This window comes from Streptomyces canus, from assembly GCF_030815415.1.
Lineage (GTDB): Bacteria > Actinomycetota > Actinomycetes > Streptomycetales > Streptomycetaceae > Streptomyces > Streptomyces canus_F.
Genome location: NZ_JAUSWW010000001.1, coordinates 2,661,571 through 2,684,534, shown reverse-complemented (window position 1 = coordinate 2,684,534; position 22,964 = coordinate 2,661,571). Strand labels below are relative to the sequence as shown.

Genomic DNA, 22,964 nt, shown 5'->3' with positions numbered 1-22,964 from the left:
CATGGCAGCACAGGTGAGGTGCCCCATCTGCCTGAACATGGTGGACTGGGCGCGGGCCCAGATCGTCACCATGACCGACGACAACCGTACGGAACCCCTCGTCCGCCGTGACGGCGAGGACGACGTGGTCTGGAGTCAGCGCACGCTCAACGCCTACCGGCAGTGTGAGGGCGGCGGCGAACCGCACGTCCTGCCCGGCAAGTACGGCGACTTCGGCCAGCCGCTCGTGATCGGAGTGGTGGGCGAGTCCGCGGCCGGCAAGAGCCATCTGCTCGCCGCGATGCTGGGCATGCTGTCGGACGTGGACCGGATGTCACGGCTCGGGCTGGTGGTCGGCGGACTCGACCTGAAAAGACATCAGACGTATCTGCGGAACGTCGTCCGCCCCTTCCTCGACCAGGGCAAGGGCATCGACGGCACCCCCGCCGGACCGCCCGAGTTCACCGACGCCCTGTGGATCCACAGCAGCAGGATCCAGCGCAGCTTCGCCGTCGCCTTCTTCGACGTCTCCGGCGAGTGGCTCGCCAACCACGACGCCCAGGTGCCGTTCCTCGGCGCGGCCAGCGCCCTGGTCTTCGTGGTCGACCCGACCCGGATCCGCGGCCTCACCGGTGCCTCCGGAAGCGTCACGGGCGATCCGTCCTTCGACGTCGTACTGAACAAGATCGCGCGACTGCGAGGGTTCGAGGGGGAGGAGTTCATGCCGCTGCCCGCCGCCGTCGTCGTGGGCAAGAGCGACCTGCTCAGGCACCACGAGATCCTGGTGGAACGGTGGTTCAAGGACACCTCGCCGGAGGAGGAACTGGACCTGCGCACCGTGGAGGCGGAGAGCGAGGACGCCTACGCCTTCCTCAGCTCCCGGGGCGCCCGCGGCTGGCTCGCGCCGTTCGCCCGCTGCGCGCCCTCGACCCTGCACTTCGCCACCGCGACCGGCCACGGGGCCGTCGACGAGGAAGGCGTCCAGCGCTCTCCTCAGGGAGGCTTCGCCCCGCGTCGCACCCTCAAACCCTTGCTCGCTCTGTTCGCCATGTGCGGGGTCCTCGGCCCCACCGACCTCGGTCAGGGAGCCGTCGGATGACCACCGTCCATCAGATCCTCTTCGGCTGGGCCGAACGGGACAGCGCAGGCAACGCCGGGGTGCGCCCCGTGGCGGACTCCGGAGCGCCGAGCCTGGACCGCTGGACCGGGCGGCTGCCGAGTGTCTGGGCCGCCAAGGACGACGCGGACGACCCGGGCGAGACCCGGGCCGGCCTGGTCCACCTGGTCTTCGAGGACGAGGCCGCCGTACTGCGCAAACTCCCCACGCACAACACGTACGGCCGGGCCGGCGCCACCCTGACCCATGCCCTGGTCGGCGACCCGCGCCTGATCGACGCGGCCCTGGCCCTGGGACTGCACGACTGGTCCGGCTGGCGCGATCGGGAAGCGCGGGGACCGGACGCCCGGATGGTCCCCCTCGACATCGAGGAACTGCGCGCCGCGGCGGGGACGGGCCTGGCCGCCCTGCGCGCGGCGGTGCGGGACATCCCGAAGGATCAGCTGACCGCGGCCGTCGCCCACGTACTCGGCGCGCCCGACGCCGACTTCACCTTCATCACCCGGCCGGAATACGCCCTGCCGATGATGACCGCGGTGCACGACATCGTGGGACCGGTACGCGACCGGCCATGGACCTTCACCGGCCGGGAGACCACTGATGTGGGCGGCCACCAGCCGCGGGTGGTCTTCCTCTCCGCCCGGCCGCCGCAGTCGTCCTACGTCAACCGGCGCCGAAGCGTCGAGCCCGCCGCCGCACCGACCGACCCGGACGGCACCGGTTTCGCCGCGCAACTGGTGGAGCTGTATCTGGAGGCCGGGCACGCGGCGGTGGGCCGGGTGCGGCCGCGGACCGGGATCGCCACGGCCGACGACGTGAAGGCGTGGCGGCGCTCGGTACCGCTCGTCGACGGCCGGATCGTCGACACCGGGCTCCCGCTCGATCTCCTCCTCGACGACGAGCTGCTGGGCCGGGCTGCGAACCGCGGCCTCGTCCCCGGCGCGGCCGCACGCCTCGCCGGAGAGCTGCGTGAACAGCCCGACCATCTGCTGATCGACGTGGTGAGGCGGTGGGGGAACGACGAGTCGCGGTCCTGGCGCCATCCCGGGCTGAGGGAGGCCGTCCTGCGCGAGGCCGTGGTCGTCTGTCTCACCCGGTCCTGTCCGGAGGAGCTGATCCAGGAGACGGCACAGGCGCGGCCACGGCTGGAGCTGGTGGCCGACGTGTTCCTGAAGCAGGTGCCGAACAAGGGCCTCGACCTGTCCGATTCCCGGCAGATGTATCTGATGGGCATGGCCCTGACACTCGGGCTGGACGCGTCCCACCTGGACCACGAGGGGCTGTTCTCCCCGTCCTCCGCGTCCGCCCTACTGGAGTTCGTCCGGTGGAGCGCAGGCCACCACCCCGACGCCGCCGCCCTCGTCCTGCGCCGCCATCTGGGCGCCGGAACCGACAAGAAGGCACGCGAGAAGGCCGCTCGAGCATGGTTCGAGCGCGGTCTGCTGCGCACCGAGGTCGAACTCGTCGCACGCGGGGACAAGGCGAAGGAGGTCGACTGCTACACGGGACTGCTCACCGCCGCCTACGGCCCCCGGCTCAGCCGCGCGGACGCCGCGGCCGTAGTGGAACGCGCCGGGGACGACGCACCGTTGGGACTGCTCACCGCCGCGCTGTGGCAGGCGGAGGAGGAAGCCGAGCCCCGCATCCGGCACGCCCTGTCCGATCTCCTGCTGCGGGACGAGGGCTACGCGCTCACCGCCCCGTCCGTCCGGAGCGCGGGCCGGGCGGCCGCATGGGCCCCGCCGAGGCCCGTCACCGATCCTCAGGCCCGCCCTCCGGAGCCCTGGCCACCGCATGCCCGGCCGGACGAGCGAGGGCACGACCCTGAGCGGCGAGCCGACCCGCAGTCGGCGGAGCGGTCCTGGCTCGGCGGACTGGACCCCGTGAACACGGCCTTCGTGATCATCATCCTCACCGTCATCGCCGCCGCAATGGGCTACATCGTCTGGACGTCCGTCTGATCCCTGCTCGCGCCCGACCCCGACCGGATGACACCGAATGACATCGAATGACTCCGCATGACATCGAGTGAAGAGACCATGAGCGTGAACGCGACCGTCCCGGCACCCAGGTCCGCACCCGGCACGGGACTGGGTGATGTCGCCCGCGAGATCAGAGCATTCGCCGCCGTGGCCCGGGCCGACGGCACGGACCCCTTGGTCCTGGACCTCATTGCGGACGACCTGGACACCGGTGGTGTCACGCTCGCCGGCACGGACCTGGTCGTGGCCTACCCGCCCGAGGTGCTGCTCCCCGACGCGCCGCCGAAGCGGTGGTCGAGCGTGGAGGGGTGGCTCGGGGTGCTGCGCGACGTGCTGGTGTTCGCGCCCATCGCGCTCACCTGGTGGCGGCTGCAGGACGCCCTCGACGCCTATGACGCGCAACAGAGCACCGACCCCTTCCTGCTCGGCTGGGCCCGCGGCTTCCCGCACGGCACCCCGCCCGAGCCGACCACCGTGACGCTGGGGACGTCCGCGATCCATGTCACCCTGTTCATCGTCCTGGTCGTGGCGCTGACACTCGGGCTGCACATCCTGCAGAACATCCGGGAGAAGCAGCTCTCGCGCGAGGCCGACCGCGGGCGGCTGGGCACACAGCTCGCCCTGGCGACGCTCCTGCTGGCGGCGCCCGCCGCCCGCCCGGCGGGCAAACCGCTGGACAACAGCAGCGCCGACCGCCTGGCCGCCCAATTGCTGGCCAGCAGCGTCAATCTGGAAACCGCGTTGCGTCGCACGTCGGAAGAGATCGTGACGGTCCTGGAGACCGGACCCGGCAGTCGGATCCAGACGTCGCTGGACGGCTGGACGCAGACGGTCGCCGAGCTCACACAACTGGTCAGGTCGCTGATCCCGCCGAGCGAGCTGGCACGGGAACTGATCACGATCAGGGAACAGACAGCCCGGGAGGGGGAGCAGCTGAGGTCCGCTCTCGACGCGCTCGTCACCGATCTGCGGCGCGTCCAGGAGACCACCGGCCAGGAGATCCACCGGCACGACCTCGCCGTCGCCGCGGTCCGTGAACTGGCCCAACGCCTCGGGGACTCGCTGATGGTGTTCACCGAACGGGCGGAGAACCTGGTGGACTCCACACACAGCATGTGGCAGGTCGTCGACCGGCTGGAGAGCTCCAACGGCCACCGGCGTAACGCCGACCCGCCGCGCGGAGGGGGCTATGGACCGCCTCCGGGCGGGGGCCGGCCATGACCTACCGACCTGGGCGGGCCGGAGTGGGGCGTACCGTCCTGCTCGCGGGCTGGCTCTTCGCCGACCTCCTGCTGCTGTTGCTCGTCATCGCGCTCGGCTCCCTGCCCAAGGAGGAACGGCACAAGCCTCCGAACCCCTCCCCGACACCGTCCGATACGGCGACGGCGAGCCCCTCCCAGAGCGCCCAGGTCGCGGAGCAGGGGCTGGTGCTCAAGCCCTGCAGCTTCACCGTGAAGACGGGCAGTGCCGCCTCCGTGCGCGGCCAGTTCGCCAAGCAGCTCCGCGCGGCCGGCGTCGACGGCCGTACGGCGGGCTTTGTGCTCTCCTTCGGCACGGCACCGGAGCCGGGCCCGGGGCAGGCGGCCGCCGAGCGGGTCAACTCCGTCATCACCAAGGAGATGCCCCGCTTCAGAGTTGCTCCGAAGCGGGGCTACTGGAAGGGCGGCCCCTCCGGGAACGTCAGGATCGACGTGTTCTTCCTGGCCACTCCTGACGGTGACACCGAGTTCCCGAAGGGCTGCCGTTCCTCGGACGACTGAGACCGTCAGCCGACGTCAGCCGACGTCCGCCGCGTCCAGGCGGTAGAGGCCGCTGTAGTCGGAGACCGCCGTGCCGTTCTTCTTGACCCAGGTGGAGATCTCGGTGTTCGAGGAACCCTGGCCGCTGTCGCTGATCACGATGTAGTGCAGCTTGCCCGCCTTGACCAGGCTCTTGAGCTTGGCGAGCGTCATCGCGTCGTCGCTGCCGGACCAGCCGCCCATCGAGATGACCGGCTCACCGGACTCCAGGATGATCGAGGAAGCCGTCTGGTCGGTGGCCACCGCGACCAGCCAGGTGGCACCGTCCTGGTTCTTCTTCAGATACGTGATCATCGCGGACGAGACCTGAGTGCCGCCGCCCATGCCTCCAGCGGACCCACCGGTCCGGGACGCGCTGTCGGACTCGGTGCCGCCGCTTTCCGTGCCGGACGTCGGCTGCCCCGCGGACTGCCCGTCCGAACCGCTCTGGCCGGTCCCGCTCTGGCTGGTGCTGCCGCCAGGGCCGCCGCTGGGCCGCTGTCCACCGCCGCCCATGCCGCCACCGGTGCTCGGGCCTGCCGTCGGGTTGGTGCCGTTCGTGCTGGAAGCGGCCGCCGACACCGAGTACGCCGCGGGACCGGCCAGCAGGGCGACCACGGCCGCCAGCGCCGCCAGCCCGGTCAGCCGCTGGCGCCTGGTGAACCGCCCCAGCAGCAGCCCGATCACCGCGACCGCACCGGCCACGCCGGCCACGACCTCCGCCACCGTGTACAGCGTCCCCGAACCCGACACCCGCTGGAGCAGCACGACCGCCCACACCGTGCTCACCGCGACCGCCGCCGGCAGCACCCAGCCCCTCCCCCACGCTCGAATACGCTCACGCGGGGGGACCCCCACCGCCGCCGAACCCTCCACGAAGGCCCGGTACAGCACCACTGCGCCGATACCGGCCAGCGCCGCGACACCGGGCGCCATGGCGGTGACGTAGTACGGGTGGAACGTGCCCTCGGCGAGCGCGAACGTCAGATAGTGCAGGACGAACCAGCCGCCCCACAGCAGCAGCGCCGCCCGCTTGGCGTCGGTCCGCGGCGCCCGGCCCCGCAGCACCAGCCCGCCGACGAGGGCGATCAGCGCGAACGGGATCAGCCAGGAGATCTGGCCGCCCATGATGCTGTTGAACAACCGGTACAGGCCCGCCTCGCCGCCGAAGCTCGCCCCGTTGCCCTGCGAACCCACCGACGAACTCGCCCCGAAGATCCGGCCGAAGCCGTTGTAGCCGATGACGAGGTCCCAGACGGTGTTGTCCGTGGAGCCACCGATGTAGGGGCGGGAGGAGGCGGGGATGAGGTCGACGACCACCATCCACCACGCCGAACTGGCCACCAGGGCGACCGTGCCGACGGCGAGATTGCGGACACGACGGCCCAGCGGCGTGTTCGCGGCCCACAGATAGACCAGGAAGAACGCCGGCAGCACCACGTACGCCTGCATCATCTTCGTGTTGAACGCGAAACCGATCGCGACCCCGGACCACACCAGCGGCATCAGCCGGCCCGTGCGCACGGCCCGCATCAGGGCGGCCGCGCCGAGCAGCATCAGGAAGACGAGGACCGGGTCCGGGTTGGTGTCCCGGTTGATGGCGACGGTGATCGGGGTCAGCGTCAGTGCCAGCGCGGCGATCGTCGCCGCCACCGCGCCGAAGTCCCGCTTCACCATGCGGTACAGCAGAGCCACCGACCCGGTGCCGAGCGCGACCATCGGCAGCGCCAACTGCCAGGTGCCGTAACCGAGGACGCGGGCCGAGAGCCCCATCACCCACAGGGCGAACGGCGGTTTGTCGACGGTGATGAAGCTGCCGGAGTCCAACGCGCCGAAGAAGAACGCCTTCCAGCTCTTGGTGCCGGAGTAGACGGCCGCGTTGTAGAAGGTGTTGCCGGTGACCGAGGACAGGTTCCAGGCGTACAGGGCCGTGGCCAGCACCAGGATCGCCCACAGGGCGGGCCGGGCCCAGCGGGGGTCCCCGGGGGCACCGGTGAACAGCCGGCGCACACGGCCGCGCGCGGCGGGCGGTTCGGCCCGGTGCCGGGCCTCCTGGACGGGCGGCGGGGCGAGAGTCGTCATGACGCGTACTCCAGGTGGTCCGGGGCGAGGTGTGGGGCGGGCGCCCTGGCAGTGACGATCGGGGCGGTGTCTGGGGGAACCCTGAGCCGTTGCTGAGGGAAGAGTGAGAATCAGCGGACTCACAGGTTGCTCAAAGAAGGCCCACGCCCGAGCCCAAGGCTCAACTCCGGAACGGCGGTTCAGATGGGCTGCGGTTCGAAGTCGGAGTCCGGGGGATCGTCGGCCGCCGTCGTCAGCGCCTGCGTGCACGCCAGCAGCAGCGGATGCCCCTCGTCCACGACCTGCCGGGCCCGCCGCAGGGTGTCCTCGCGCAGCGCGGCGGCCTCCTCCTGCCGGCCCGAGAGATGGCGCACCGCCGCCACGTTCAGGGCACAGCCCAAGAACCAGGGGTGGTCGGCGCCCACCGCCGTCCGCATTCCGCGCAGGGCCTGCTCGATCAGGCTCCGGGCGTCGTCGTGGTTGCCCAGACGCCAGTACACCAACCCCAGATTGCCCAGCACGCCCAGCGTGTTCGGATGGTCGTCACCGAGCAGGTGCCGGTAGTCCTCGCAGACCTGGAGCGTGAGATCGGCGGACTCGACCGGGTCACCGTGGGAGCGCAGGAAGGACGCGCGGTCCGACTGGATCATCAACGTCATCGGATGCCGTGCGCCCTGCAACTGGCGGCACTGCTCCACGAGACCGCGCAACAAATCACCGGCGCTCCGGTAGTCGCCCGAACGGCGCAGGCACAGAGCCTGGTTGTGCAGGGCCAGCAAGGTCTGGGTGTGGTACTCGCCCATGGCCTCGCGGTGCAGCCGGGTGTTGGCGTCCTGGAGCGCGGCGGCCTCTTGGTGGCGTCCCAGGAGCCTGAGGGAACGGGCGTAGGTGAGACCGGTGAGCAGGGTCAGCCGATGGTTGCGGGGCAGCAACCGCTCCCGCAGGGCCAGCAGTTCGCGATGGACGGCGGCCGCCTCCAGATAGCGGCCCAGCAGCCCGAGGGCCACCCCGAGATTGTGCAGCGACCCCTGGGTGTGCGGCGCCTCCGGCCCCTCCAGGGCGTCGTACGCGCGCCACACCCGGTCGCAGAGCTGGTGCGCCTCCTCGAACAGGCCCAGCGCCATCAAGGTCCCGCCGAGTCCGACCTGCGCCCGCAGCAGGTCCGCGTCGTCGGGCGCCCGCTCGTACTCCAGCTGCTCCACGACGGCCCGCCCGACGGCCTCCGCCTCCCGGTAACGCCCGCAGCGCCGCAGCATGTTGGCGTGCTGGTGGACCAGTACCAGCATCGACGGATGGGTCGGCGCCAGCCGTACCCGCCAGCGCGCCAGCACCTGTTCGCACAGCGTGAGCCCGGTGCTCTCCTCGTCCCGCAGCCGCAGGTACTCGATGCAGTTCAGGACGAGTTCGCGCACCGAGTCCTCGGCGCTCTCCAGCGCCCCGGACGGATACAGATGCGGCAGCAGTCCGGCGTACGTCGGCCAGGCGCGCACGTCCGAGGGGCGCTGCGGATCGGCCGAGACCAGCACCCGGCAGGCGACCGCGGACAGTTCGTCCCGGTCGGCGGGGGAGAGCGTACGGCGCAGGAAGCGGTGGTAGAGGCGGTGCATCTCCACGCTGTCGACGTAGGTCTCGCCGTCCGAGGTCTGCACGAAGTCCCTGCGGACGGCGGTGGACTCGGCCAGCCGGGCCAGCGCGTTCTGCCAGCGCACCGGGTCCGCGGCCAGCTCCGCCAGATGGGGCGGCAGGTCGCCGGGGCGGGCGTGCTGGAGCTGGCGCACCGGGATCGAGCCGGGCGAGAACATGGCGAACAGGCGCAGCAGTTCCGTCGTCTTGGGGTTGTCCTGCTCCAGGGAGTCGAGGGTGATGGCCCAGCTGGTCCTGAAGCCGATCGGGTAGTCGGAGGAGACCTGGATGCCGATGACGTCCGCGTCGGCCCCGCGCAGCCGGGCGATGTAATCGGCGGCCGGCACCGGGCTGTTGGCCTCCAGCCAGGCCGCGGTCTGCCCGAGCAGCAGCGGGAAGTCCTCCACCGCCTCGGCGAGTTGGTCGGCCTCCTCCTCGGTGAGCCGCTCCACGTGCCGGCGGGCGTAGCTGATGCTCTCCGCCCGGGTGAACCGGTCCACCTGGATCTCCGCGACCCCGCCCGAGGCCGCCCAGCCGCGGGTGAGGGTGGTGATCGCGACATGGCCGCCGCTCTCCGGGAGCAGGTCGTCGACCTGTTCCATGTCGTCGGCGCTGTCCACGATGAGCAGCCAGCGCCGGCGACCGGTGCGCAAGGCCTCGCGCACCGCGCGCACCCGCTCGCCCAGCGCCCGGGCGTCGGTGAGCTGGAGCCGGTCGGCGAGGTCGGCGAACTGCTGGCGGGCGGTGGCCCGGAAGCTCGCGCTGATCCACCAGACCACGTCGTACTCGTTGGCGAACCGGTGCGCGTACTCGATCACGATCTGGCTCTTGCCCACCCCCGAGATCCCGCGCAGCGCCACCCGCGCCCCGGCCGGACCGCCGCTCTCGAACAGGGCGCGCAGCTCCTCCAGGACCGGATCGCGGCCCGTGAAGCGGAAGTTGCGGCGCGGCACGTTCCACACGGCGGGCGGCGCGTCCGGGAAGCGCGGCGCGACGGGTACGTCCTCCTCGGCGTCCGGCTCGGTGTGCTCCAGACCGAGCGCGGCCAGCAGCCGGCGCAGCGCCTCCGCCGGGTCCAGGTCCCTGAGAGCGGGCGGGCCCAGTACGGCGGCCGCGGCGGGCAGGGCACGGGTGGACAGGTCGATCGCCGCGAACCGGTCGGGACGCGGGGCGACCACGTCGGCCAGCGCCCCGGCCCACTCGGCCTCGGTGCGGTGGCCGAGCCGCAGATACCCCTCGTCCAGGAGCAGCAGAACGCGGCCCGGGGCACCGAGCAGCTCGCTCAGCAGCGAGTTCAGCGGTACCCCGGGGGGTGGGTCCCAGCGCAGCAGGTCGGTACGGCAGCCGTGCCGCTCCAGCTGGTGCGCGGCCCAGGTGGCCCAGGCACGGTGGGTGCCCGCGTAGCTGATGGTGACGTGGTCGGGGGACCAGGAGTCGGAGGGGCGGGGGGCGGGGAGCGTGCCGGGGCGGGGGGAGCCGGGGAGGGTGGCGGGGCGGCCGTTCGCCGAGGGCACCACGATCTGTCCCGGCCCCGTGGGGACCGTCTCGGCGACGATCTCGCTGGGCAGCTCGACCGTACGGACCGGCACCCCCCAGCGGTTGGTGATGGTCAGCCAGATCGTGCCGGGCCCGGGCGTGCGGTCGGCGGTCACCACGAAGCGCGCCGGGCCGTATGTGCCGCCGAAGCGGTGCAGGACGACGCTGGGCTCGCTCAGCGCCTCGCACACGAAGTGCGGGGCGCCGTCCAGGGCCACCCCGAAGTCGAACTCCTCCTCCTCGTAGGGCCAGTCCTCGTCCCCCGTCGGCCCGTTGAGGTCGACGGTGACGAGATAGCTCTGCCCGGCCTGCGCCTTGCGGGGCCAGCCGACCAGGGGCTCGACCAGCAGGGAGGAGGCGTCGCCGGTCATGCCCTCACCTCCTGGGCGCGCACCCGCAGCCGGAGGGTGGTGAGCGGATGTCCGAAGTAGAGGAACATGAAGCTGTAGAGAACCAGCAGGATCTCCTGCTGCCGCTCGGTGTAGGCGCGGCTGCCGACGTCGAGCCACGACAGCGGGTCGGGTAATCGGGCCACGGCACTGGCCCGGAACTCGCGCAGGGCACGGGCGACGGGCAGGTCCGGGTCGGCGCACACCCGGCCCACCAGCTCCTTGATCAGCAGATGGGCGATGTCGTCGCCGACCTTCCCGGACGTGGCGATACAGCCGCCGGCCCCCTTGCGCAGGAACAGCTCGGCGAAGCCCCGCAGGGCGTTCTCCCCACGCCCACGGTTGTCGAACAGGCGCCCGGACTCACAGGCGTTGAGGCAGACCAGGGTGGACCCGTCCCGGAGCGCGGGCATGGCCTGCCGGTTGAGGTCGCTCCAGCTGACGGAGGCGATCCTGACCTCGTGGGCACGGGCGCCGTACTCGGCGTGGCACCCCATGTACACGAGGCCGGCGCCGAGGTCGGGCCGGGTGAGTTCGGTGAGGAAGGTCCTGGGGGTGCCGATGTGCGCGCGGTGCACGTACTCCTCGAACACCTCGACGTCCCGTCTCATCTGCTCGGCGTAGTAGCCCAGGACATGGCCCGAGCAGGACGCCGGGGTCCCGAAGGGGGTGGTTCCGGCCTCGCGGACGGTGGTCCAGCGCACCACCGTCACCAGGGCGCCCAGGATCCCGGAGACCAGCCCGTGTTCCTGGTCACCGGTCAGATGCAGCAGCTCCCAGGGGATGTCGTAGTCCGTGTCGTCCCAGACCACCAGCTGCAGTTCGGCACCGTGCCGGGCCCGCAGCACATTGATCCAGCGGACCAGGGGTTCCTGACCCCGGGACCATTCGGCCAGCCCCAGGAGGATCTCGCTCGGCGGCATTGAGCTGCCCGGCCGCAGGTTGTGCAGCACCAGGTCGTCAGGGCGCAGCCGGGTGTACTCGGAGTCGAGGCGGCTCTCCAGCTCACCGCTGTGCCCGGTCAGCCAGAACGCGTCCTGCCCCGGCTCACCGTAGGCCCGCTGGACCGAGAGCTTCGCGAACCCGGCGGGCAGCCGGGCGTCCGGATCGACGGGTGCGGCGGGCAGCCGTACGGCTTCGGAGGGCTCGGCCACATGCTCCGGTACGGCGGCGGGGCGCGGCGCGGCCAGCGGCTCGGGCGCCGGCGGCCGGGCGGGCATGCCGGGCCCCAGCGGGATCGCCCCGCCGAGACCGCGGGGGCCGGACGGTTCAGCGGACACCGGTCACCCCCCGTGCGGTGCGTCCGGCGACGGTCACTCCGCCGAGCGCGTCGGCCAGCTGGAACGTCAGGTCCGGGTACGGCTGGCGGGCGGCGTCCACGACCACGGAGTGCAGCCGCATCCGCCCCATCGCGCCGATCCGGCCGGCCGCCGAGAGCGCGTCCTCGATGCCGGTACGGCGCACCGGGCCGGGCAGCCGGTCGCCCGTCCCGGTGTCGAGCGGAACGTTGCCACGACCGTCGGAGACGACCACCAGCCACGCCTCGACGAGGTTGGAGCGCTGCTGGAACGCGCGGCGCAGCAACTGGTCGGTCATCGCCAGGCCGTGGGCGAGAGGACTGCTGCGCCCGGCGGGGCGGTGCAGGGCGCGACCGACGCGGGGGTCGAGGACGCTGCGGGCCACGAAGTGGTCGGCCTTCAGCTCGTGTGCCGCGTCCCGGTTGCCGACCTCGACCACGCAGATGGAGGCCCGTCCGGTGTACGCCCATTGCAGGTACGGGGCGAGGGCGGGCTGCCAGTCCCAGCCGCGGCGGCAGGTGTGGTCGAGCAGCAGCACCAGCATGCGTTCCGCGACGGGGAGCCGGGCGTAGCTGCGGAAGTCGCCGGGCAGCACCACGAGACGGCCGTCGCCGTCCGTGCGCAGGGCGCGGCGGCCGGGGAGGTTCTGGTGCTTGGCGGCCTCGATGGCAGTGGCGACGAAGGCGAGGTCGCGCAGAGTGGTGGCCGACCGGACGCCGATCACGGGACCGCGCGCCGAACTGGGCTCCGGGCGCCGCTGCCAGGGGATCCGCAGCGGGGCGAACTCCCGCAGGAACCGGGCGTCGTCCTCGGGGAAGGGGGAGCCGACGCCGTCTCCGGTATCGGCGGCGAAGGTGTCCAGGGCCTCGGCGGGTCCGGCGGGCACGGCGACGGCGGCGCCGGGTACGCGGTCCGCGGGACCGTCGTCGGCGACCGGGTCCGGCTTCGCGGGCTCGGGTACGGGCCGCCGCTCGCCGTCGGCGTCGTGGGTGACGGGACCGCGGTCGGCGGGCAGCCCGGAGCCGGGCGGCACGGGGGGTCGCGCGGCGACGCCGATCAGCCGGGCGGCCTCGTCGACCCGCTCGGTCCCACAGCTGTCGTCACCCCCGAACACGGCCAACGCCCGCGCCAGCCGCGCGAGCCCCAGGGCCCGTCGGCTGCCCCGGTCCCCGTCGAACAACGCCACGACCCGAGCGGCGGCCTCCTCGTCCATCGCACACCCCACCCGCCGCCCCGCCGCCAGCACACCCCGCCAGGCTTCGGGAAGCTCACCGAGAACGAGGCCGCGATGAGGACTCTCGAGAGGGCCGGGGTCATCGGGGGCGAGGTGAGAGGACGGGGTGCCGGGGCTCGGGGTGGGCTCCTGGGCGTCGAGGGCGTCCCGTTCGCCGCGCCCGGAAGGGGAGTGCGGGGTGTCGGGCGGGCCAGGCTCGAGGGGCTTCAGGGTGCCGGGGCCGAGCGGGGAGGCGTCGCTCGGATCTCGTCGTCCGAGGCTCGGCGCGGGGGCCGGGGTGAGACGCGGGGGGAGTCCGGCGCGTTCGGGTCCGTCGGACGTGGCCTGTACCCCGTGGCCGGCCCCGGAGAGGGCGTCGGCCTCGCCGGGGCCGGGAGGCTCACTGCGGCGGGCGTCGAGGTGTGGCGTGGTCAAGCCGCTCGGTCCACGGCTGTGCCGCGGCCGGTCCAGTACGTCGAGCAGTCGGTCCGGTTCCAGTCCCGCCGCGTTGAGGCGGATCGGGAAGCGGTCCAGGAGATGGGGGGAGAGGCGACCCACTTCCGACTCACGGCACGCGGCCAGCCAGCGGGCCCGGGGGCGCCAGCGGGCGCGGAAGCCGGAGCGCTCGACCGCGGCGACGTCGGCACCCAGGAGCTGCACCGCGGCCCTCATGCCGGGCAGGCTCAGCCGGACCAGATCGGGGACCACGACCAGCGTCGACGCCTCCGGGTCGGTGTCGACCAGCGGGCCCGGGGCGAGCGAGAAGTTCATCCCGGCGCCCTCGTGCCGCAGCGTGGGCCGCAGCCACAGCTCGTCGTCCCCGGTGACCGAGCCGAGCATCGCCCGCCGCACCGGCCGCCCGTTCCGCAGCCCGAGAACCCGGGCGAACGCGTCCGTCACCGGCGCCACCATCTCCGGCTCCAGATCGAACAGCAGCACCCCGTCCAGCCCGGGCCCCAACGCGGAACACGCCAGCACCTGCAACAGCCGCTGCCGCGGCCCGGCCACCCGCCCGTTCCTCTCCGCCGTCATCGCGGCCCCCCACCCCGGCCGGCCGCCTGCCGGCACCCGGCGCCCGGCATCGCGGCACCGCGCTCGGGTGCGGAGGATGTCGCTGTCCGCGTGCGGGGCCCGCACGCCGGCATCACCGGCCCGGGCCCGGAGTGCACCGGTGTCCGCAAAAGACGCGGGTCGGTCGTCCGCCCCCGTCCCGTCGTCATCCCAGCAACCCGTCGAGCAGGTCCGACTCCTCCGGTGTCCAATCGACGGGGCCGCCGTGGGCCGCTTCGGGGCGGCGGTGGCGGAGGGAGAGGGGGGCCACCTTGCGTACGTGGTGGGGGGTGACCTCGTCCGTGCCCTCGAAGGCCGCCAGCGCCCGGGCGGCCCAGGCGGTGACCACCTCCCCGCGGTGCCCCACCGCCCGCAACTGCGTGGCGACGTCGGCGCAGAGCTTGGCGATGTCCTCGCTCAGCCGTACGTCCTGCACGGCCGCCCGCGCCGCGTCCAGCCGCTCGCGCAGCGCCTCGTCGGAGGCGATCCCGTCCGCCAGCCAGGAGGACTCCGTCCCGGCCTCGTCGTCGAAGCGCAGCACGGCCAGCACCATCGCCCGCCGCGCCTCCTGGTCCAGCTCGGACACGGCGACCATCAGCCCGAAGCGGTCGAGCAACTGGGGCCGCAGACCGCCCTCCTCGGGGTTCATCGTCCCGACCAGACCGAAGCTGACGCTGCGCACGGTGTCGATGGCCTCCCGCTGCACCGACAGCACCCCGGTGGAGACGACGTCGAGGATGATGTTGACGATGTGGTCGTCCAGCAGGTTGACCTCGTCGATGTACAGCATCCCCTTCTCGCCGGCCTCCTCGAGCAGCCCCGGCTGGGTCCGCGCCACCCCCTGCATCAGCGCGTCGAGCTCCCAGCCGCCCAGCACCCGGTCGTCCGTGGCGTTGATCGGCAGGGTGACCGGCAGCTCTCCCCGGGTCAGCAGCGAGAACGCCCGCACCACCGTGGACTTGGCGGTCCCGCGCTGCCCGCTGACGAGGACGCCCCCGATCCGCGGCGCGATGTAGTTCAGTTCGAGCGCGAGCTTCAGCTCGGCCTGTCCGACCACATAGCTGTACGGCAGGATGTGGATCCCGGAGCCGGCGGTCCCACCGGTCACGAGGCGCCGCCCGTGTTCCAGCGGAACGTGACCTGAAGCTGTGCCTCCGCCCCGGACTTCACCAGCACCGCGCCGAGTTCGGCGTCCAGCTTGATCGACAGCTGGAGTTCCACCTCGTCGGGCTTGAGCCCCTCACCGAGGTCGTGCAGCTGTTCCGCCGCCTGCCGCGCGCACCGCCGGGCCAGGTCGAGACCGTCGGCGTAGACGTCACGCGCCACCTCCAGCACCCGGTCGGCGGGGCCCCGCGTGTCGATCCCCCGGTACACGTCGTCGACGCCGCCCGCGGCCGGAACACCGTCCACCTCGACGTACACCGGTCCGTCCCGGCCGTCCGCCGCCACCCCTGTCACGATCGTCATGCAGCACTCCCCCGTCCTGCGAGCCGGATCCCTGTGCTTTCCTTCCCCGTTCCCGGCTCGCTCAACAGCCTGGTGCTCAGCGGTTGTCGATCGTCTCCGAGGGCGTCCCGAGGTCGGCGGCACGGCGTACCCGGTCGGCGATGTGCCGGATCAGCCGGTCCAGGTCGGCGCAGTACACCGAGGGGTTGAGAAAGCCCTCGTCGGCGCGGTAGCGGTGGGCGTAGTTGCCCCCGCCGCACACGGCCGCCAGCGGACAGACCAGGCACTCGGGGGCCAGCGCGCGGCGGCCCAACTGCCGTGCGACGACGCCGGGATGGTCCAGGACGTCGTCGAAGGAGTGCCGGAAGACGTCACGTCCGGTGGCGGGCGCCCCCTCGTAGGCCGTCTTGAGCGAGTCCACCTGCTCGATCGCCCCGTCGGTGTCGACGACCACGGCGACCATCGGGGAGTTCCCCACGGCCTCGGCCCCGCCGTCCAGGCCGAGCAGCAGCCCGATGATCTCGCGGAACAGCCGGATGGGGACGGCTTGTCCGGCGGAGTCGAACCAGAGGTCGAAGACCTGGATCAGCCAGTCGGCGTAGGGGTGGGGTCCTCTCGCGGCCGGTGGATGCGCCCAGTTGGCGTGCGGCAGCAGCAGATCCATGGAGGGCGGGTCGAGTGCGGTGAGCGACGTGTACACCTCGACGGGGTCGGAGTCCGGGTCGATCACGCTCAGGATCCCGGCGTACGCCTGCGGATGCCGCCGCAGCACCTCGAGCCCGGCCGAGACCGCCGGCCAGGACGAGCGCCCGGCGTGGTTGACGCGGTGCCGGTTCAGCCACGGGGTGCCGCCGTCCACGCTCACCCCGATGCCGATCCCGGCGTCGGCCAGCCGGCGCACCCGGTCCTCGGTGAGCAGCGTGCCGTTCGTCTGCACGCTGGCGTCCACCCGGCAGCCCGCGCCGACGGCCTCCCGCACGGCGGTGACATAGCCGACCAGGGTGTCCACCCCGGCCAGCAAGGGCTCTCCGCCATGCAGGTTGAGCTGTAAGGAGGACAGCCCGTGGGCCGTGGCGTGTTCGGCGATCCGAGCCGCGGTGCGCCGGACCACCCCGGCGGACACCGCCGCCGGACGGTCCCGCCAGCTGCTGTCGGCGCCCTCGTAGACGTAGCAGTAACCGCAGGCCAGGTTGCAGCGGCTGTGGACCTTCAGGACGAACTGCCGGAAGGGCACGGCCCGTACGCCGGACCGCCGTAATCCGGCGACGTCCAGGGTCTCAAGCGGCCACCGTGCGGTCACAGTTGATACGGACCGTCCTCGTAGAAGGCCATCGCGGGGCCGCCGCGCAGCTTGCGGGGCAGCAGGCCCGTGGCGACCGCCGCGAGCACCGGATGCGATGACTCACGGGACAGCGCCAGCAGGTCGAGATCGGTGAGGTCGGGCAGCGCGCCGCCCGGCTCCCGCACTCCACGCAAGGGAGGCCTGTCCCCTTCTGTACCCCGCACGCTCAAACCTCTCCAAAACGGCCGAACCGGCCTCTTGACACACGGCGCGGCCCAGCCTAGTGGCGCGGCGGACCGGAAATGTCCGCGCCGGGCTGTTGTACAGGTCTCAAGTTGGCAGCGGCCGCTGGGGTCTGGCTATGCGTCAGGTCGGGAGCGGCTCGAAGTCCCAGTAGGGCCGTTCCCGGCGGCGGACCGAGAGGGTGTGGGGATGCTGGGCGCCCAGGGTGTCGGAGAGCTGCTGGAGCGCCTCGTGCTCCAGCTTGGACGCCTCCTGCCCGCGTCGCAGTATCCGCAGGTCGGAGGCGAGGGCCGCCTTGCAGGAGAGGGTCAGCGGGTGGGTCTCGCCCAGGGTCGTGCGCGCCGACTCCAGGACGGCGCGGGTCAGTTCGGCCGCGCCTTCCTCGTCGCCGGCGAGGCTGCGGGCGCCCCCGGCGTTGAGTCCGGCGCCCAGGGTCCAGGGATGGGACGGACCGACCGCTGCACGCATGTCCGTGAGCGCCCGTTCCGCGAGCCGGAGCGCCTCGTCGCGCTCCCCGTACTCCCACAGGGCCAGCGCCACATTGCCCGCTGTGCCCACCGCGTAGGGGTGCTGCGGGCCGACGAGTCTGGCGTACTGCTCGGCGACGCTCGCCGCCGACTCCCGGGCCTGCTCCAGGTTGCCGTGTTCGCGGTTGAACGTGGCGAAGTCGGCCTGCACCAGCAGGGAGTCGGGGTGGTTCGGGCCCTGCCGCTGCACGAACCGCTCGACCACGCTGCGCATCAGCGACTCGGCGCCGAGCAGATCGCCCTTGCGTCGCATGCACAGCGCCAAGTTGTGCTCGGCGTACAGGGTTTGGGGGGTGTAGCGGTCCATCGTGCTGCGGTGGGCGCGGACGTTGAGCTCCTGGCGTGACGTCGCCTCGTCGTAGCGGCCGAGAAGGCGCAGCATCCAGGCGTAGAACATGCCCGAGCGCAGGGTGAGATGGTGCCGCGGGGTCAGCAGCCGCTCCCGGATCAGCAGGATGTCACGGTGCAGCTGCAGGGACTCCTTGTAGCGGCCCAGCAGGCTGGTGACCACGGCGAGGTTGCCGCGGTCCTGGAGGGCGCGCGGAGCGTCGGCGCCCAGGGTGCTGGTGTACGCCTGCACGCACTCCTTGAACATGTCGTGCGCCTCGTCGTAGCGGCCCAGCGACACCAGGGTGCCGCCGAGGCCGTTCTTGGCGCGCAGCAGGTCGGGGTCGTCGTCGGCGCGGGTCTCCGCGAGCTGGTCCAGGACGGCGCGTCCGACGGCCTCCGCCTCCCGGTAACGGCCGCTGCGCCGCAGCATGTTGGCGTGGTCGTGGATCAGGATCAGCATGTCCCGGTCGTCGGGACCGAGCCGGGTCCGCCAGCGGGTGACGGCCTGCTCGCACAGTCTGAGGGCGGCCCGGTTCTCGCCCCGGACCCGCATGTACTCGATGCAGTTCAGGACGAGCTGGCGCACCACCGGGTCGGGGCTGTCCAGGGCCCCCGCGGTCTCCAGGTGCGGGATGAGCTCGGCGTAGCGCGTCCACTCCCGGGTGTCGATGGGGCGGCGCGGGTCCGCGCCGGCCAGCAGGGTGCAGGCGATCGTCGACAGTGCCTCGCGGCGGTCCTCGGTCAGGGTGCTGACCAGGAAGCTGTGGTAGAGGCGGTGCATGGAGACGCGGTCCACGGCCGGTTCGGCGTCGGAGGACTCGACGTAGTCCAGCCGGACCGCGGTCGACTCCGACAGCCTGCGCAGCGCGGTGTGCCAGCGGATCGGGTCGCCCGCCAGGGCCGCGAGGTGGTCGGGCAGGTCGGAGGGGTGGGCGGCCTGCATCAGCCGGACCGGGATGGCGTCCGGGGAGAACAGCGCGAACAGATGGAGGAGCTCCACGGCCTCGGGGTTGTTCTCCTGGAGCGTGTTGAGAGTTATCGACCAGCTGGTCTGGAAGCCCATCGGGTAGTCGGAGGAGATCCGGATGCCGATCTGGCTGGCCTCGCCGCGCCGGATCATCGAGATGTAGTCCTTGGCGGGCATCGCGTTGGCGTCGAGCCAGGCCGCGGTCTGCGCCAGCAGCAGCGGCAGGTCCTGCACGGCGTCGGCGAGCTGGTCGGCCTCGGTGTCGTTCAGCCGCTGGGCGCGCCGGCGGACGTAGGCCACGGACTCGGGCCGCCGGAAGGGCAGCACCTCGATCTCGGTGACATTGCCGGAGGCCGCCCAGTCCTGGGTGAGGGTGGTGATCAGGACATGGCCGTTGCCCTCCGGGAGCAGATCCTCGATCTGTTCCATGTCGTCCGCGGAGTCCAGGATCAGCAACCACCTCTTGTACGGCGTCCCGGTCCGCAGCGCCTCGTGGACCGCGCGGATCCGCTCGCCCAGCTCCTGGCCGACCGGCAGTTCGAGGCGCGGGGCGAGCTGGGCGAACTGTTCGCGCGCGGGCGCGCGGAAGCGGGCGCCGACCCACCACACGATGTCGTAGTCGTTGCCGAAGCGGTGCGAGTACTCGTTGGCGATCTGGCTCTTGCCGACGCCGGAGATGCCCCGCAGCGCCACCCGCGCACCGCTGCGGCCGCCGCGCTCGAAGCGGGCGTGCAGCTCCTCCAGGATCGCGTCGCGGCCCGTGAAGCGGACATTGCGGCGTGCCACGTTCCACACCGACGGCGGGTCGTTGGGGAAGCGGGGGGCGGAGATGCCGGACGGGGCGGCGGGCTCGGCGGACGCCTCGAAGTCCAGGCGGCGCAGGATACGGCGGCGGGCCTCGCGCGAGTCCAGGTCGCGCAGGTCGACCGGGCGCAGCGGGGCGGCCGTCGCGGGCAGCGCCCTCGTCGCCACGCTGACCGCGGAGAACCGGTCCACATGGGCCGGCACCACCTCGTGCAGCGCCTGCGTCCACTCGGCGTCCGAGCGGGGGCCCAGCGAGAAGTACCAGTCGTCCAGGACCAGCAGCACCCGGCCGGGCGCCTGGAGCAGATTGCGCAACGCCTCGGTGAGCGGCATCCGCACCGGAGGGTCCCAGCGCAGCAGGGTCGTCTCGTGGCCCAGCTGCTCCAGCTGGTGCGCGATCCACGTCGCCCAGGGCCGGTTGAATCCCGCGTAGCTGATGGTGAAGTGCTCGTGGGACTCGGCGCCCTTGGACCGGTCGGCCATCCGAACGTCTCCCCTTACACCGAAATCAATGGAATAACGATTTTTGTCCGTTTCGCTTGCACTTTATGCGATACGTCGCTCAATCCGGGGGCATCACCGCGCTCAGCCGCCCGGCCGCGTGCCGTACGAGGCGCTCCAGGTCGGCGCAGAACACGGACGGGTGCCGAAAGCCCGTACCGCGGGAGTAGCGGTGGCCGTAGTTGCCGCCCCCGCAGACCCGGCCCACCGGGCAGGCCCGGCACTCGTCCGCGAGACCCGCCACGCCCAGCTGGCGGGCGACGATCCCCGGATGGTCCAGCGCCTCGTCGAAGGCGTGCCCGAAGACGTCGAGACCGGTGGCGGTCGCCTGGTCGTAGGCGAGATTGAGAGAGTCGATCTGCTCCACCGAGCCATCGGTGTGCACGACCACCGCGCAGGTCGGCGAGAGCCCGATCGACTCCGTGGTGCTGGGCACCCCGAGCAGCAGCGCCACGACCTCCGTGAACAGCCGCACCCGGGGCTGGGAGCCGTCGGGCGCGCCGTCCCACCACAGGTCGAAGGCGGCGGCCAGCCAGTCGCCGTACGGGGTGGGCACGGCCGGCCACGCCCCCGGGGCGCGGGCGGGCAGGCCCGGCGGCGGGCTCGACCAGTTGGCGTGCGGCAGCAGCAGGTCGAGGCGGGGCGGGCGCAGCTCGGCGAGCGAGGAGTACACCTCCCCGGGGTCGCTGGTGATGTCGATGGCGCACAGGATCCCGGCGTACAGCTCCGGCCGGTCCGCCAGCAGCCGCGCGGCCCGCTCCGCCGCCGGCCAGGACGGCCGCCCCGCACGGTCCACGCGGCGGGCGTTCAGGTGCGCGGTGCCGCCGTCCAGGCTCAGCCCGACCCGGATGTTCGCGTCGGCGAGCCGGTCCAGGGTCCGGTCGGTGATCAGCGTGCCGTTGCTCTGCACGGTGGCCCGCAGCGCGACGCCGGCCGGCAGCGCCCGGCGTACGGCGGCCGTGTACTGCAGGGCGGTGTCGGCGCCGGACAGCAGCGGCTCCCCGCCGTGCAGGTCGATCCGCACCTCGGACAGCCCGTGGGTGACGGCGTGTTCGGCGATCCGCCGGGCCGTCTGCCGCATCACCCCCGGCGACACCCGTGCCGGTCGGCCGCGCCAACTGGCGTCCTCGCCCTGGTAGATGACGCAGTAGGTGCAGTCGAGATTGCAGCGACTGTGCACCTTCAGGACGAACTGGCGGAAGGGGAAGGGGCGTTGTCCGGCACGTCTGAGGGCCGCCACGTCCAGCCCGGCGTGCGGCCACGGCGCGAACTCCCGGTCCCGGGCGATCCGTAAGCTGTCGTCCGAAGCGGTCTGCACAGCGTCGCCTCCCCCTGGGCGGCCCGGTGCCGCCGCTACCGTTCTACCCCCGGGGAGTCCTCGTGATACGCCACGAGTCCGCCGTCGGCGTCGCACGACCGGGCCAGCAGGGTGGCCAGCACCGCGCCCAGCACGGGGTGGTCGACCCGGGCGCGGAGCGCGGCCAGATCGACGCCCCGGTAATCGGGGAGCGGGGTCCCCGCATGTCCGTCCCGTCCGGTCGGCTCCGTCACCCTGCACACTCCCTTTCACCGTCTCCCTGTTCCGGCGAGCGCGGTCATGCGCTCGAACGTCGACCGGGCCTGCGGCCCCTGAGCCGCCCCGGCCCGCTGCCACAGCGCCCAGGCGGTCCGGTACGACTCCAGCGCGTGCTCCGGTCCCGCCGTCCGCTCCAGGACCACCCCGCGCTGGTGATGCGCCCGCGCGGCCAGCAGCGGCTCACCGGCCCGCTCCGCGCTGCGTACGCCGTGGTGGTACGCAGCGGCTGCCAGGTCCAGCCACTCGGGCGCCCCGGCGTCCCCGGCCAGCGTCAACAGGACGTCGCCGCGCTCCAGCCAGGCCAGCGCCGCCGTACGGTCGTCGCGCGCGCCCCGTGCCGCGCGGGCCAGCACCCACTCGGCCTCGTGCAGATCGGTCGGCGCTCCGCCCGCGCCGTGATGATGTCGCAGCGCCCGCCCGAACAGAAGCCGCCGGTCGGCCAGATGGGGATCACTGTCGGCCGTCAGTGCCAGCGCCGCGCGCAGCACCCGTACGGCATCGGTGGCCACCGCCAGCTCGCCGCCCCGTTCGGCCCGGGCGACCAGCACCTCGCCACGGCCCGCGAGCAGCTCCGCCCGCTCCGGGTCGTCCCGGTCCAGCAGGGCCTCGGCCTGGGTGAAGTACCCGTCGGCGGCGACGAGTTCGGCGGACTCGGCGGTGTGCCGGTAGCGGGCCGTGTGCGCCTCGGCCAGCCGGCGCAGGGCCGGCACACGTAACGCGGGCCCCTGGTCGCGGACCGCCCCCACCGCCCGCTCCAGCGCCTCCAGGACCCCCGGGTGCCCGGTGTCACCGGCGGCCACGGCGCGGGCCTCGGCCAGGTCCAGCAGGGCCCGGCAGCGTACGGCGGAGGGGGCGCCGTGCCGGCCGCTGAGCCGTACGCCGCTCTCGAAGTCCGCCGCCGCCCGTAGCGCGAGCGTCCGCGCCTCGTCGGCCGCGTCACGTCCCCGGGCGTCGTCGGCGAGCGCCAGCAGCAGCCGCCCCCGGGCCAGCACCGCCGGGTCGAAGCCGGGCCGGCCGGGAAGGGAGGAGGGTAGTCGGGGGCCGCCGCCCGCGGCCGATCCGCCGGAGGCCATGGCCGGTCACCGGGCCCGGCGGACGGAGACGGTCACATACGAATCGTTTCGGTCACTGACGTGCGGCGGACGCGTGACGGGGCACCGCACCGCGTGGCTGCGCCGGTCACTCACGTCGCGCTCCTCGTCATGGACGGTCGGATGCGTGCGAACTCCATGACAGTACGCGCGCCCCGCCCGGTCAACAGT

16 protein-coding genes are annotated in these 22,964 nt (G+C 72.8%); 4 read left to right on the top strand and 12 right to left on the bottom strand.

Features of this window, described 5'->3' with window-relative positions:
* The first annotated feature begins 1 nt into the window (after position 1).
* Genes QF037_RS12430 through QF037_RS12415 form a run of 4 tightly spaced genes read left to right on the top strand, consistent with a single transcriptional unit; the run spans position 2 to position 4,838 of the window.
* On the top strand, positions 2-1,078 hold the full coding sequence (locus QF037_RS12430; protein ID WP_307024579.1) for a hypothetical protein: 1,077 nt from the start codon (positions 2-4) through the stop codon (positions 1,076-1,078).
* On the top strand, positions 1,075-3,057 hold the full coding sequence (locus QF037_RS12425) for a hypothetical protein (protein ID WP_307024577.1): 1,983 nt from the start codon (positions 1,075-1,077) through the stop codon (positions 3,055-3,057). The genes QF037_RS12430 and QF037_RS12425 overlap by 4 nt, the downstream gene beginning before the upstream one ends.
* Before the next feature lie 57 nt (positions 3,058-3,114).
* A complete protein-coding gene (locus QF037_RS12420; RefSeq protein ID WP_307024575.1) occupies positions 3,115-4,299 on the top strand; it encodes a hypothetical protein in 1,185 nt (394 codons plus the stop codon).
* Positions 4,296-4,838 carry a hypothetical protein gene (locus QF037_RS12415; protein WP_307024573.1) on the top strand — a complete coding sequence of 181 codons (543 nt, stop codon included), beginning with the start codon at positions 4,296-4,298 and terminating at the stop codon, positions 4,836-4,838. Before QF037_RS12420 ends, QF037_RS12415 begins: the two co-directional genes overlap by 4 nt.
* A 15-nt stretch (positions 4,839-4,853) precedes the next feature.
* Here the strand turns inward: QF037_RS12415 and QF037_RS12410 are convergent, their stop codons facing one another.
* The 12 genes from QF037_RS12410 to QF037_RS12355 form a co-directional block, all read right to left on the bottom strand.
* Positions 4,854-6,938, bottom strand: a complete 2,085-nt coding sequence (locus QF037_RS12410; protein WP_307024571.1) for an ArnT family glycosyltransferase — start codon at positions 6,936-6,938, stop codon at positions 4,854-4,856.
* 179 nt (positions 6,939-7,117) lie between these two features.
* Complete coding sequence (gene fxsT, locus QF037_RS12405; RefSeq protein ID WP_307024569.1) at positions 7,118-10,447, bottom strand: FxSxx-COOH system tetratricopeptide repeat protein; 3,330 nt, start codon at positions 10,445-10,447, stop codon at positions 7,118-7,120.
* The gene (locus tag QF037_RS12400) at positions 10,444-11,745 is read right to left on the bottom strand and encodes a CHAT domain-containing protein (protein ID WP_307024567.1); all 1,302 of its coding nucleotides are present in this window, start codon (positions 11,743-11,745) and stop codon (positions 10,444-10,446) included. The genes fxsT (QF037_RS12405) and QF037_RS12400 overlap by 4 nt, the downstream gene beginning before the upstream one ends.
* Complete coding sequence (locus QF037_RS12395; RefSeq protein WP_307024565.1) at positions 11,735-14,008, bottom strand: hypothetical protein; 2,274 nt, start codon at positions 14,006-14,008, stop codon at positions 11,735-11,737. Before QF037_RS12395 ends, QF037_RS12400 begins: the two co-directional genes overlap by 11 nt.
* Before the next feature lie 184 nt (positions 14,009-14,192).
* Complete coding sequence (locus QF037_RS12390; protein WP_307024564.1) at positions 14,193-15,134, bottom strand: AAA family ATPase; 942 nt, start codon at positions 15,132-15,134, stop codon at positions 14,193-14,195.
* Entirely contained in the window at positions 15,131-15,493 is a 363-nt protein-coding gene (locus QF037_RS12385; protein ID WP_307024562.1) for a CU044_2847 family protein, read from the bottom strand. The genes QF037_RS12390 and QF037_RS12385 overlap by 4 nt, the downstream gene beginning before the upstream one ends.
* Before the next feature lie 76 nt (positions 15,494-15,569).
* Positions 15,570-16,772, bottom strand: a complete 1,203-nt coding sequence (locus QF037_RS12380) for an FxsB family cyclophane-forming radical SAM/SPASM peptide maturase (protein ID WP_307024560.1) — start codon at positions 16,770-16,772, stop codon at positions 15,570-15,572.
* Positions 16,769-16,939, bottom strand: coding sequence for a YxD-tail cyclophane-containing RiPP peptide (locus tag QF037_RS12375; protein WP_307037131.1), 171 nt, complete (start codon positions 16,937-16,939; stop codon positions 16,769-16,771). The genes QF037_RS12380 and QF037_RS12375 overlap by 4 nt, the downstream gene beginning before the upstream one ends.
* Before the next feature lie 181 nt (positions 16,940-17,120).
* Positions 17,121-20,108: an FxSxx-COOH system tetratricopeptide repeat protein gene (gene fxsT, locus QF037_RS12370; RefSeq protein WP_307024558.1), complete on the bottom strand. Its 2,988-nt coding sequence runs from the start codon at positions 20,106-20,108 to the stop codon at positions 17,121-17,123.
* Between the two features lie 79 nt (positions 20,109-20,187).
* Positions 20,188-21,444 carry an FxsB family cyclophane-forming radical SAM/SPASM peptide maturase gene (locus QF037_RS12365; RefSeq protein WP_307024556.1) on the bottom strand — a complete coding sequence of 419 codons (1,257 nt, stop codon included), beginning with the start codon at positions 21,442-21,444 and terminating at the stop codon, positions 20,188-20,190.
* 35 nt (positions 21,445-21,479) lie between these two features.
* A complete protein-coding gene (locus tag QF037_RS12360) occupies positions 21,480-21,677 on the bottom strand; it encodes a YxD-tail cyclophane-containing RiPP peptide (RefSeq protein ID WP_307024554.1) in 198 nt (65 codons plus the stop codon).
* A gap of 15 nt (positions 21,678-21,692) precedes the next feature.
* Positions 21,693-22,775, bottom strand: coding sequence for a hypothetical protein (locus QF037_RS12355; protein ID WP_307024552.1), 1,083 nt, complete (start codon positions 22,773-22,775; stop codon positions 21,693-21,695).
* Positions 22,776-22,964 lie beyond the last annotated feature (189 nt).